8 protein-coding genes and 1 tRNA gene are annotated in these 12,959 nt (G+C 63.0%); 6 read left to right on the plus strand and 3 right to left on the minus strand.

Annotation, left to right across the window (positions count from 1 at the left end):
* The first annotated feature begins 1 nt into the window (after window position 1).
* A tRNA-Gln gene (locus AC1ME3_RS00005) sits at window positions 2–76 on the plus strand.
* Between the two features lie 164 nt (window positions 77–240).
* On the opposite strand, the gene AC1ME3_RS00010 is transcribed toward AC1ME3_RS00005, so the two are convergent.
* On the minus strand, window positions 241–3,237 hold the full coding sequence (locus tag AC1ME3_RS00010) for a ligand-binding sensor domain-containing diguanylate cyclase (RefSeq protein WP_480954326.1): 2,997 nt from the start codon (window positions 3,235–3,237) through the stop codon (window positions 241–243).
* A 275-nt stretch (window positions 3,238–3,512) separates the two neighbouring features.
* Window positions 3,513–6,038, minus strand: coding sequence for an HWE histidine kinase domain-containing protein (locus AC1ME3_RS00015; RefSeq protein WP_480954327.1), 2,526 nt, complete (start codon window positions 6,036–6,038; stop codon window positions 3,513–3,515).
* 293 nt (window positions 6,039–6,331) lie between these two features.
* Between AC1ME3_RS00015 and AC1ME3_RS00020 the strand changes: the two genes are divergently transcribed.
* The 5 genes from AC1ME3_RS00020 (at window position 6,332) to AC1ME3_RS00040 (ending at window position 11,849) form a co-directional block, all read left to right on the plus strand.
* Complete coding sequence (locus AC1ME3_RS00020; RefSeq protein ID WP_480954328.1) at window positions 6,332–6,994, plus strand: helix-turn-helix transcriptional regulator; 663 nt, start codon at window positions 6,332–6,334, stop codon at window positions 6,992–6,994.
* Window positions 6,995–7,070: 76 nt separating this feature from the next.
* Complete coding sequence (locus AC1ME3_RS00025; protein ID WP_480954329.1) at window positions 7,071–7,535, plus strand: hypothetical protein; 465 nt, start codon at window positions 7,071–7,073, stop codon at window positions 7,533–7,535.
* 64 nt (window positions 7,536–7,599) lie between these two features.
* Complete coding sequence (locus AC1ME3_RS00030) at window positions 7,600–8,355, plus strand: fimbrial biogenesis chaperone (RefSeq protein ID WP_480954330.1); 756 nt, start codon at window positions 7,600–7,602, stop codon at window positions 8,353–8,355.
* A 271-nt stretch (window positions 8,356–8,626) separates the two neighbouring features.
* Complete coding sequence (locus AC1ME3_RS00035; RefSeq protein ID WP_480954331.1) at window positions 8,627–10,972, plus strand: fimbria/pilus outer membrane usher protein; 2,346 nt, start codon at window positions 8,627–8,629, stop codon at window positions 10,970–10,972.
* On the plus strand, window positions 10,941–11,849 hold the full coding sequence (locus AC1ME3_RS00040; RefSeq protein WP_480954332.1) for a hypothetical protein: 909 nt from the start codon (window positions 10,941–10,943) through the stop codon (window positions 11,847–11,849). Before AC1ME3_RS00035 ends, AC1ME3_RS00040 begins: the two co-directional genes overlap by 32 nt.
* Here AC1ME3_RS00040 and AC1ME3_RS00045 read toward each other — a convergent pair.
* Window positions 11,827–12,360, minus strand: coding sequence for a response regulator transcription factor (locus tag AC1ME3_RS00045; protein ID WP_480954333.1), 534 nt, complete (start codon window positions 12,358–12,360; stop codon window positions 11,827–11,829). The two genes, AC1ME3_RS00040 and AC1ME3_RS00045, sit on opposite strands and share 23 nt — an antisense overlap.
* Window positions 12,361–12,959: the final 599 nt, after the last annotated feature.

Below are 12,959 nucleotides of genomic sequence, written 5' to 3' on the forward strand. Positions count from 1 at the left end.
TTGGGGCGTCGCCAAGTGGTAAGGCAGCGGCTTTTGATGCCGCCATGCGCAGGTTCGAACCCTGCCGCCCCAGCCATTCCTTACTAAACCGGTGTTGTAGCTTAATTCTCAGCGCTTTCGCTCCACTGGCAAACGAGTGTGCTATCTGGAGGGGCTCCGCGGAAGGCGACCGCCTGCGTCGTACTTCAACAGTCTATCGCTGCGATCACATAAGCGGGCGCCTAGATGACGCCGTATGTATCAGACGCTGAGTTCCACCCGGTTTCTGCCCGCATGCTTGGCCGCGTATAGCGCAGCGTCGGCGCGGGCGTAGAGCGCGTCATAATCCTCGTCTGCCCGCATTTCGGCGATGCCGAAGCTGGCAGTGATCTGGATCGCGGCGTCTTCGACGGTAACGACGGCGTCGCTGAGTGCGTACCGTATTCGGTCGGCGAGCAGATGTGCGCCCGCCGCGGTGGTGTGCGGCATCAGCAACGCGAATTCCTCCCCACCGATTCGGCCAAGGTGGTCGCTCAGGCGCACATGCTGGCGCAGTATCTGCCCGGCTGCAGCTAGCACGGCATCGCCGCCAGGGTGGCCCCACGTGTCGTTGACGTGCTTGAAATCGTCCAGGTCGAGCACTGCCAGGCTCAACGGAAGGTCATGGCGACCGGCAAGCTGGATCAGTTCGCCCGTGCGATCGAGGAAGTGACGGCGGCTGGCACACCCCGTGAGGGTATCGACCTGCGCCAGTTGGGTCAGACGTTCGTTGGCGGCGCTGAGATCGCTGGTCCTGTCGACGATCTGGCGTTCTAGCTCCCGCTGTCGCCGGCGGAGATGCGCCGTCCGCCAGCGGACGAGCACGACGATCGTGAGCGCGCATAGCGTGACCAGCAGCAGGCGGAACCATAGGCGTTGGTGCCAAGCCGGCAGCACGCGGAGCCGTAATGGCATCGTGCGCTCGGTCCACACTCCCTCGCGATCCGAGGCGCGCAGCCGCAGCGTGTAGTCGCCTGGTGGCAGGTTCGTGTACGTCGCGAGCCGACGCGTGGCATCCGTCTCCGTCCACCGGACGTCGAACCCTTCAAGCCGGTAGGCAAATCTATTCTGCTCGGGAGTCATGAAGTCGAGCGCCGAGAACTCGACCGTCAGTCTGTTCGCTTCGGGTGTCAGGACGAGCTGAGCAGGCGTGCCGATCTCGTTGTAAGGTCCGACTGGCACCGGGACTCCGCCGACGCGCAGATCGGTGATGACGATGCGGGGCACTAAGCGCGAGACCAGTGCTTTACCGGGCCGGACGATCGTGAAGCCGTCCTTGGCGCCAAACAACACTTCACCAGCGGAAGTAGTGGCGCGGGCGCCGACGAAGTAATCCCTCAGCACGGCGCCATCGGCTGGCTTCATCGCGTGGATCGACAGGCTGTGGGGGTCGATCCGGGCCAGCCCGTCGTCGGTACCGGCCCAAAGCGTGCCTCTGCCATCGAGCGCCAGGCTGTCGACATTGAGATGGGGAAGTCCCTCGGACAATCCGAAACGGCGGAAGCGCAGTCGTCCTTGCGCGTCCCGCCCTGCTGACACGGCAAGACCTCCACCGACCGTACCGACCCAAAGTCGTCCCGCGCGATCGAGTTGCAACGCCGCCACGAACCCCGCCGGCAGTCCGCGCGGATCATTCGGGTCCGGCTTTAACGTTTCGACTCGGTGTGTGGACAGGTCGAAGCGGTTGAGGCCATCGCGAGTGCCGACCCACAGATCCTGTCCAACGCCGCGGGCAAGGACGCTGACATGCAGATTCGTCAACTTAGCTGCATCCGAGGGCGCGAAGACGATCCGGTTTGTCGTGCCGGCGCGCTGGCCTGGCACGACGCCCCACAAGCCTTCAAATTCGCTACCGATCCACAATACGCCCGTGTCATATAGCAGTGCGTTGACCGCGAAGTCGACGTCATGACCCTTGAGCTTGAGCAACCGGACGGTGCGCGCTGCGAGAGTCGACACGTACAGGCCTCGACGCGTGCCGATATAGACTTCCCCGCGGTCTCCCTCGGCCATGGCGAACACGGTCTCCCACGGGAGAGATCGGTCCGGCTGGGTGCGGCTTGGTCGGAGCGCCGCGATCCGGCCGCGTCGGGGATCGATGACGTCGATCCCCCCGTCCATGTAGCCCAGCCATATGTGACCATCGCGCGTGGTGAGGATCGACATGACATCGCTGGCGCTCAACGCGCCCGGTCGCTGCTGCGCCCCGTAGATAGTGGTGATCAACCCGGAATTCGGCGGGTGATAGCTGAGTCCCCCCGTCCCCCCGACCCACATGCCACCTGTCTTGTCGCGTAGCAGAGCCCAGACATCATCGTGCGCAAGACTGGTCGGCACGGTGCGATCGTGTTGAATAACCGTCGCCAAGCCCGACCGCGTGTCGATCGACAGGATACCCGAACCGCGGAGTGCCGCCCATATCTGATGAGGACCAGCCGTTCGGATTGCCGAGATCGAGGTTTGCATAAGGTCGCCGTCAGTGCCTATCCGGCGAGGGGCATCGTTCTGCCGGTTGATCACGAACAGTCCATTGCGGACCGTACCAATCCAGAGGCGACCGCGGTCATCCTCGAACAATGCCGATACACTTAGCGTATTGGTGGCCATCACCACGGGTGTAAAAACGGATGCCCCGACGTCTTGGCGTGCCAATCCCGTTGCGGTGCCCACCCAGAGCGCGCCCGTTCGAGCACGCAGTACCGCTTGGATCCGACCATTGGGCAGTCCCTGCATCCCGCCGCGCAAGATGCTGACCTGTTTCGCGCGCGCATCGAGGCGGCGCAGCGCGTCGTCGGTCCTGATCCAGAGACCTCCACTGCCATCGTCGACGATAGCGCCGATCTGAATCTGGGCCGCGCCGCTGCCCAGTGCAACGGTATCGAAGCGATCGTGGACAGGATCATACCGTGCAAGGTGACCGGAGAGCGTTCCTATCCAGAGACGACCGGCCGTATCGAAATGCAAAGTCTGGACCCAATTGTCGGGCAAGCCTCCGCGAATGCTCTGGTTGGTGGCGTACGCCTTGAACCGATAACCGTCCCACCGTGCCAGACCGCCTTGGGTACCGATCCAGATAAACCCGTCACCTCCTTGCGCGAGCGCGGTTACGACAGGGTGCGGGATACCCTGATCGCGGCCGTAGTTCCGGAACACAGTGGATGCGAGACCGGTCCAGCGGTCGGCCGCGCCCACCGGGATGACGGTAAACGCGCATAACATCCCGCAGGCGAGCCAACTGACCACCGCAGGGCGCAACCAATCGAAGCCGCGCGACGGGGTCCTAAGTCTCGCATTTCTAAATCGCCCGATCGAAATCTTTTCGCGGGGTAAGCAGATGACCATTGGAAGTAGGTAACGATAAAAACGTTAACAAGGTAATTACTATTTGAGCGATTGTTGAACCGATCCAATCGACGATCCAAAACCCGTCAGTAGCAATCATCTTTAATCTAAAAATTAAGCGATATATTTCACCTATAACAGCCTTAATTTCTCTACCCCAGCAGGGACTGGGTCGCCGCCATCCGGAGATTGGTAAGGCTGTACGGCTTCCCCACGATCGGTATATCGGCGAATTCGGACGCCAGACCGGGGCGTTCATCGTAACCACTGGCAAAGAAGAACGCGATCGACGCGCTGGAGAGACGGCGTGCCAGAGGGGCGCTGTTGAGATCGCCTATGCCGATATCGAGCATGACGATGTCGACGCCGCCGCGATCGATCACTTTCTCGGCCCCGATCAGATCGGCCGCGATCTCGACCTTCGCGGCACCGAGTTGATGAAGCAAGTCCTCCGCCTCGAGCGCCACGATCATGTTATCCTCGAGCAGGAGCACGGATAGTCCGGCCAGAGGGCGCTCCGATGGCGAGTCGGACGATGCCGTTCCGATCGGGATTGCTACCAGCAATTCGGCCTCGGCCACGACGTGCGCCGCGGGGACGAAGAAGTCGGCTTCGAACCCTGCGGGCGGATAGCGGGTCCGTGCGAGACCTTGCAGGTCGAACGGGATCATGCGTTCGATGATGACCGAACCGAACCCTCGCTCCCTTGGCTCGGAGGGCGTCGGACCCTGGCGCTCGCGCCACGCCATGCGCACGCCGTCGCAATCGTTGGTGATGTGGAGCTCGACCGTCCCGCTGGTCGAGAACGCACCGTGCTTGACGCTGTTCGTGACGAGTTCGTGGATGACGAGCGCCAATGTCGCCAGCGCCTGCGCGTCGAACCGAACGGCGGGTCCGAACATCTGAAACCGATCGCGCCGGGTCGGTACGAACGCGGCGATCTCGTCGTCCAGCAACGCGATCAGCGTGCCGGAGACGCCATCGCCCCGTGTCGCGTGATCGTGCGCGCGCGCCAAGGCCTGGACGCGACCGCCAAGCGCCGCGACGTAATCCTCGGTGCCGATACCGTCGATTGCGGTCTGCCCGATCAAGCCGCGGATCAGCGTCAGGATGTTGCGGACCCGGTGGTTGAGTTCGGCGATCACCATGTCCTGTCGCGCAGACCCTTGCTCGGCGTGATTGGTCTTGGTCACCAGCAGATTCAGAAGGATGCGGTCGAATGCCGTGCGGATCATCTCCGCGGCACGGCAATCGCCATCGGTGAACGACAAAGACTGACCGAGGTTGCCACGTACGAACGGACTGAAACTGGTTCTGGGATGCGGCAAGCTCGCTGCGTTGTGTGGTTCGCCTATGTCGACGACGACGACAGGATCTGGATCGCCACCCCAGCGCTTCTCTTCGACGCGCACCTGCCGGAACAACAATAGATAGTCGCGAGGCGACCGGGCGATGGGAATGGCGAGCACGCCCGCCGCTCGCTCTGAATGGCCAAGACAGTCCGTCGCGAAGACGCGGTCGATATCCGCTCCGTCAAGCCTTTCGACCAGCGTCATGATCGCAGCCTTGTCGGGCACTGTCCCGGCAGTGGAGAGCGCGCCGTTGTTCGTCAGCGCAATGCCGTCGCAGGCTATGACCTTCGCAATGGTCGTGCTCAACCACGTGGGATCGGCCAGCCGCGTCGGGTCTGTCGATATCGCAACCGCGATTTCGTCGGTCGCGATACGGTTGCGCGTATCGTCCGCGGCGGCGCTGGCATGCAGCCGGTTCTCCAGCGTCAGCGAGAACATCGCGCCGAAGAGTTCGGCGGCGCTGCGCATGACGAAACTCGGCAGCCGCGGCGTGAAATGGTGGCAGGCGAACAGGCCCCAGAGCGTGTTGTCTATGATGATCGAGATCGACAAGGAGGCCGCGACGCCCATGTTCCGCAGATACTCGATATGGACCGGCGATACCGCGCGGGTCACTGCCAGTGTCAGGTCGAGTGGCGGCGGCGGCGCAGTCCGGCCCGAGCCCGACGAGACCAGTGGGACGGGCGCCGCGGCGACGTTCGCGATGATCCGGAACGGGTTGCGGAGATACAGGCTTTGCGCCTGGCTGGGGATGTCGGTCGCGGGGAAGTGCAGTCCCAGCAGTGGACCGACATCGGCCTTTGCGGACTCGGCGATCACCTGCCCGGTACCGTCGTCGTCGATTCTATAGATGAGCGCGCGGTCGAAGCCGGTGATCGCGCGGACTTGGCGCGCGGCATCGATGTAGAGCGAATCGACCGTAGCCTGCGACTGAACTTGCCCCATCATCGAACGCACCAGGGTCGCCGCACTGGCCGGCTGGTCGCTCCCGCAGGGCTCGCCTTCGATGATCAGTAGATTGCCGCTCAGGTGAAAGGCCAGGTCGTAAAGATCTCCCCCCGGCCTCAAGCGCAAACCAAAGATCCGGTCGATCCCCCGGCCGGCGCCTGGCATCGCAGCGCGGTATCGCAGGTGATGCATCGCCGGCTGCGGGATCACGCGGTCGAGAAGCATCCCGATCGCGGACTGGACCTCCATCCCGAGAAACTGGGACAGGTTCGCCGATGCCCTCTCGATCACCCAGTTGTTGGTGACCGCAAGCAGAAAGCCGAAACTCTGGATGCGTTCGGGAAACGTGATCGGTTCGCGCTCGCAATCCGCGTGCATCTCGCAATTATCCCCATCCCTCGGATTTTATTGAAGTATCGATCTACACATTCGGCAATATTCAAGACTCCGTTTGGTCATCATCCGACGGATTTCCCGGATAGCCAACATCAAGATCGACTACGGACTAGTACGTAAGGGGCATTACCTAAGTTGCCATACGTACTTTAACTTCGATTAGATTGGTTGGATGTAGGAACAGGTGGGGTTGGGCGATCGACAAGACGCATCCATCCCGAGATCGAAACACGGAATATCTGCAACTCTGACAGCGGCACATTCCAAGGGGTCCTATGAGCGTCATCGACAGAATGGATATGCTATCGCGGCCCAGCCCGAGCGCGCTGGCACAACGTTGGAGCGTGGCCTGGTTCGAACTCGACGCGCAGGCGAGGCTGGTGCTCGACGATGCCCTGCGGCTGCAGCGAACGAACCAAGCAGGACAGCGATTGCTCGATGTCGGCATGGTCGCCCCGCATGTCGGCCACCGCCTGCGCTTTGCCGAACCTGCGTCCAATCGATTGTTCCAGCAGCAGGCGGCGCTCGCGCTGTCGCGCGACGAGGCGGTGGCAGCGTTGATCCTGCCTTTCGGCGTATCGCGGTGGGTCGCGGTAACTATCCTCAAGACAATCGTCGAGGGATCCTGGGTGTTGCTGGTCACGCTCGACGATATCAGTTCGCGCGCGCTGATCGACGCAAGCATAGCGGGCGCGATGTTCGGCCTGACGCCGTCCGAACTGCCGGTGTTCCAGGGGGTGGCCGACGCGGTTTGCCCGAAGGAGATATCGCGTACGCTCAACATCTCCGTGAACACGGTACGCGCCCATCTGCGGTCGATCTATGCAAAGATGAATGTCAGCGGGGCACCCCAGGCGCAAAGAATAGCCTTGTCACTGTCGGTGCATGTTCAACGCAAAATGCATCATAGTGATAGTCAATCAGACCTATTCAACTGAACGATTTATGAACGATGGCTAGTGTGTAGACAAATACCATCGGCAATCCAGTCGATCAACAGCACGGGAATTCATCATGATCGGACTTAAGGTTCTCTCCATCGCCATCGTTGCTTCGACCGCATTCGCAGGTATTGCCAGCGCTACCTCGTTGACCTCGACGGGCACGATCGTGCCGGTCTGCAAAGTCGACACGACCGCGCGTTCGTTCGATCCTTCGCACCAGACATTGCAGAACATCGCTGGCGTGCTGGTCACCTGCAACAAGGCCGGCAACAAGGCGATCACCGTAGATGCCGTGAACGGCTATTTTTCAGGCCCATCCGGGTCGCAGGTCCACTACAATTTGACGCTCGATCTCGACGGCAACCTTCTGCCGTTCAACAACGTCAACATGACCAGCGCGGCGATTACGTCGGGTATCGGCGCACCGGATGCGACCGTCGCCAACGGCCTGCCCGGCAATTTCTCGGTCACGCTGCAGTCGCTGCCCTTCCTTGCCGGTTCTTACACTGAGAGCTGGGATGTGACGGTCGGCTGATTCTACTGGGGTGGACGCTGCAATCCGGTGGCGTCCACCTCTTTTTTTTCCGGGGGGAAACATCGTGCTGAGAACATCGCGTCGCGTCATCGCCAGCCTCGCTCTTACGGCCCTCACCTCGACGCTGGCCTTCGCCTACGGCGTACAGCCGATGATCTACACGCTGACGCCTAGCGGCGCGCGATCGACTGCCCGGATCACGGTGACCAATACCCGTGCCGAAGTCCTCAACGTCGAACTCCAGCCGTTCTCGGTTGCGGTCGACGAAGCCGGCAAGCGGGCCTTTACCCCGGCGCCCAATGATTTCCTGATCTTCCCGCCACAAGCCAGCATCGCCGGCGACAAGTCGCAGCTGATGCAGGTCCGGTATGTCGGTGCGCCGACGATGGACAAGGGCAAGGTCTTCGTCCTCCGCGTGAAGCAAACCAATTCCACCGAGATGGTCAAGCAAGACGCCACGTCCGCGATGCAGAGCCACCTGGGGATGTCGCTCAATTTCAACACTACCGCGATCGTCCAGCCGGACTCGCTGAAGCCCGCTTTGGCGATGACCGGCGATCTCGTGATTGGAAAGGACGGCGTGCTGCACGGACGAATGACCAACAGCGGCGCCGGTGTCGCGGACCTGACATTGTACAGTTGGCAATTGAAACGCGGTGACAAGGTCGAACCGCTCGCGCTCGACCAGATCCGCTACGGCGAAGCCGTATTCGTGATGCCTGGCGCGTCGCGTGAAATATCTCTTGTCGACACGATCAAGGGACCCGCCCAGCTTATCATCGGCGCTTTTCCGGAGGAGCGAGGTGGCCGCGGGCTATGACCGCGCACGACGGTCCCCTCGGCATGCCCGACGGCACCTAAGGCGATCCGCGGCCTGCCTCTGCGCGCTGTCCTACGGTTCGGCCGCAGGCGCAGCCGTCTTCCCGTTCGCGACGCTGGACGTCGCCTTGCTAATCGCGGCCGACGATGCCGTCGCTGGCGCCGGCGAGGCCCGGCAGGAGAACGGGCGCGTCCCCCCCACCCTCCCCCAGGATATCCGGCCTGCGATACCGCCGCCCTCGGCAGTATCGTCCCCAACGGCACCCCCGCTGGTGACACCGCCGCTGGTTCCACGTGGCCTTGTCGACCTCGACGCGCCGTTGCTCGTGAACGGGCGTCTGGTTGGTGAGATCGGCGTTCGCGTCGATACGGCGGGCAATGGCGATATCGACGCCGTCCGCCTGTTGGCGCTGCTCGGTCCCAGCATCGACGCCACGCTGTTCGCCAAGCTGAAGGCAAAAGTCGGACCGGCTCTCCGGGCACGCTTCGACGCGCTCGACGTCCCGCCGATCAGTGTCCGCTACGATCCGGCGACGCTTGAGGTCGCCGTTACCGTGCCGGCGAGCGCGCTCGCGCTCCAGTCGCTCAGCATGCGCGGCGACGTTCGTCCCGATCCGTCGCGATACATGCAGCAGGCACGGCTTGCGGGCGGTGTCGGGTTGGCGATCGATCAGGGATTTATCGACAGCGGGCCCGACCGCGGACGGTCGCCGTTGCGCGTGACGGCGGACGGGTTCGTCACGTTCGGCGCGTTTCCCGGCGTTACCCTCCGGTCGGGCGGTGTCCTCGCCGAGCATGACGGCGGGCATTACGGGTTCGATCGAGCGGTTACGCGGCTGACCTATGACGATTTCGACTCGGCCATCCGCTACGCCGCGGGAGAACTGACGCCGCGCATCACGGGCTTCCAGGGCAGCAACACGATCCTCGGCATCGCGGTTGCGCGCGACTATCAGGGGATTCGGCCGTTCGAGAATATCCGTCCCTCGGGGCGCGGCGGCGTGACGCTCGACCGGCCATCGACGATCATCGTCGAGACCAACGGCGTCGAGACGCGCCGCCTGCGCCTCGATCCGGGCCGCTATCAGCTGACCGATCTGTCGTCGCAGTTCGGCGCGAACGACGTCCGGCTGATCGTCGAGGACGATCTTGGCCGTCACGAGGTGGCATCGGCAGCCTTCTTTACCGCGACCGCGATGCTGGCGGGCGGGCTCACCGATTTCGGCGCCGCGCTCGGACGACAGGAGAATGGCGAACGCCACTATGGCGGTCCGATGACCGCGACCGGCTATATCCGGCACGGCTTCGCCAACCGCTTCACGCTCGGCACGGGCGGGCAATATGCGGACGGTAACTGGCAGGTCAGCGGGGAAGGCGTGGTCGGCACGCCGATCGGGCTGTTCCGTGCCCAGGCCAGCACCAGCCGGTTCGACGGAAAGCAGGGCACCGCGTTCAGCATAGACTGGCTCCAGACGCTGACGCTCGACCGAGACACCTGGAATTTCACGGTCCTGTCGAGCCGCTACAGCAAGGACTTCTCGTCGCCCTTCGATCGCGACGGACGGATCAACGACGAGCGCTGGCATGTTGATGCCCGCGCCGACTGGCGACGCGGCAATTACGGTCTCGCCGCGATCGCAAGCTACGGCAGCACGCGCAGCAACACCGGACGGCAGGGCCTCGACCTGAACGGCTATCTCACGCGCGGTCGCTTCGTCTGGACGGCCACCCTGGGTGTCGAGCGCAACCTGCCGGGCGGCTGGCATCCGCAAGGCCTGCTCGGCCTGTCGATGCGCACCGGGCGACGCGATACGATCGCGGCACGAGTCGACACCCGCCAGAATACCGGGGTGATCGAGGCCAGCCGGAGCCCGATCGACCAGGTCGGCGACCTGTCGGGCCGGATCCAGCTCGGTCGCAGCGACGAGCGTGCGGGCGTATCCGGCGATGCGCGCTATTTCGGCAACCGGTTCATCGCGTCGATCGAGCAGGACCTTCAATATTCCCGCTCGCCGACCGGCATCGGCGCGCGCGAAACGCGGCTGCGGGCATCGACCTTTCTCGGTTTTGCCGACGGCAAGGTCTCGATCGGTCGCCCCGGCGTCGGCAATTTCGCGATCTTCGATCGACACGCCACGCTCGACGGCGCGGCCGTCACGATCAAGGACGAGGCGGGGTACGTGGTCGGACGACAGGATTGGCTTGGCGCGCCGCTGGTGCCGCTCAACCGGGTGTTCAGCCCGATCCTCGACATCTACGACGTCGACCCGCTGCCCGCCGGCTATGATCTGGGCGACGGGCAATTGCTCGCATTTCCGGGCTCCGCGTCGGGCTACCGAGTCGCGGTCGGATCGGCGGCGTCGCGGATCGCGATGGGGTTCATCGTCACCGCCAGCGGGCCGGTGTCGAGCTACTCCGGCGTCATCGAGAAGATCGGCGACCAGTCGTTCGGCAAACGGCCGATCTTCACCAACGACGCGGGCCGGTTCGCAGCCGACCATCTCTCGCCCGGCCGCTACCGCGTGACGATCGAAACCGTGGCCACGGTCGAGTTCGCCGTCCCAGAACTCTCGAAGGGAATAGTCGATGTCGGTACGCTTCATGCAGTCCGCCTTTAGCCGCTGGCTTCCCGGCGCCGCGATCGTGCTGGGGTTGGCGATGCCCGTCACCGCGTTCGCGTGCGATGTCCGGATCGGCACGCTGGTCGCGAGCCCCATCGCCTACGACCCGTTCGGCATGACCCCCGGCGAGGGTTCGCTGCGAACGACGGTCGATCTGGTCGAGGGTACGGATTGCGAGGCGACCGTCGCACTGGTCGACGATGCGTCGGCGCCGTTGCGCACGATCCGGTTCGGCGACGCGACACGGCCGCTCGTGTACCGGATCGAAGTGCAACCCGGCGACGGCGTAGTGGCGGGGCTTTCCCCCGACCTGTCGACCGTCCGCCTGACGACCGCGCGACCGCGCGTCACGATCGTCTGGAGGCTGCTGGTCGACCAGGATACGGTGATCGCGGCGGGTGAATATTCCCGGATCGTCCAGGCGATGCTCAGGACGCCCGATGCTGCCGACGCTTTCTCCGCGCGATCGACGATCGTCTTGCGCAGCATCGCCCGCGCCCAGGCGAACTTCGCGGGTACGAGCAGTGGTTTTGCCAGCGGAACGTCGGCGCAGGCGATCGATCTCGGCACGCTCACCACCGGCGAACAGCGCACCGCGATGCTTCAGGTTCGGGCAAACACCGTCGCGCATCTGCTCGTCGTATCGGCGAACACGGGTCATCTGGTCGGCAGCGACTCCGGCCAGGCCCGTATCCCCTACGGCCTTGCGATCGACGGAACACCCGTCGACCTGTCGGGGCCATCGTCGCGCACGATCGCCCCGCCGTTGACGATCGACGGCGTCGCGCTCGAACTCCGCATCACCGTCGGCGAGGTGGCAGGCATGCCGTCAGGGCGTTACAGCGATACGATCACGATCGACGTGTCGCCCTGATCTCCGGGGTTCCGACGACCGGTTCCTCCGCCGACGTGTCGTCGCGCCGCCGATTTGCCGTTCCCGGCGAAAGCCCCAACTTCAGCCGAACCCAGTCGGTCGGTTTCTTGGAGTGAAGCTTCACCGCGAGATTGGCGCGGTACACCTCGACCGTCCGGTGGCTGATCGCCAACCGCTTCGCGATCTCCTTGTTGGACAGGCCATCGATCAGCCCTTCGAACACGTTGCGCTCGCGCGGTGTCAGCGACGCCAACTGATCGACGCCCGCGCGATCCGCGGTCGTGGTCTGCAACTCCCGATCCAGGCTATCGAACCCTTCCGCCAACGCCGCGAGCAGATGCGATGCATCGAAAGGGCGTGCAAGAAACTGGATCGACGCCACCTTCATCGCCTCGATCACGGTTGCCACGTCGAGTGTGTCCCCCAGCAGGATCAACGACAACGGCGGCGATCGAGCACTCTCTAGCCGCGCAAGGGCGAGTTGCGCGAGTTGCACCGCGCTTGCTTTCACGACGACGCACCCCGGCTCGATATTTTCGATGTCGCGTACGAATTCGTCGAAATCGGGGATGCTTATGATAGTGTAATTCGCATTGCCTAGAACAAACCTGGATATCTCCTTGAACGTTTGGCCGCTTCTCTCGCCAACGATAAAGATACACTGTACGCGGCGTCGATTGCTCGAATCCACCCTGCATTCTCCCGGTTGCGCGCTGCTACTTCTTGGAGGTAGCATTCACGTCCGCTAACCATGCGCTTCAAACGCGAGTGATCATAACGAATTACAGATTATGTCCGTGAATTCGGGCTCATGGTAAAGACTTTGTAAATAATTGCAGCTCCCCCACGCATACGCCACCCAGTTCATGGCCACGTTTCTTGTATGACCGTCGATCGATGAGTGCGCAGAAGTGATTGAACGGTAGCAAATGCGAGAAGAACGCTTCCTCCAGAGCGCTGCCACAAAACGTACCGAGCCACTTATCCGAAGCATAAAATGCCCCGTCGACAAGGCGGCTTCAAATATAAATATTCGGTATGCGGTTGGATTGAACCGGCCGACATCAACTGGCGATGGCCGAGCTTCGGCCGGAAAACTCAATGGTTGCG

This window comes from Sphingomonas sp. BL2, assembly GCF_056680015.1.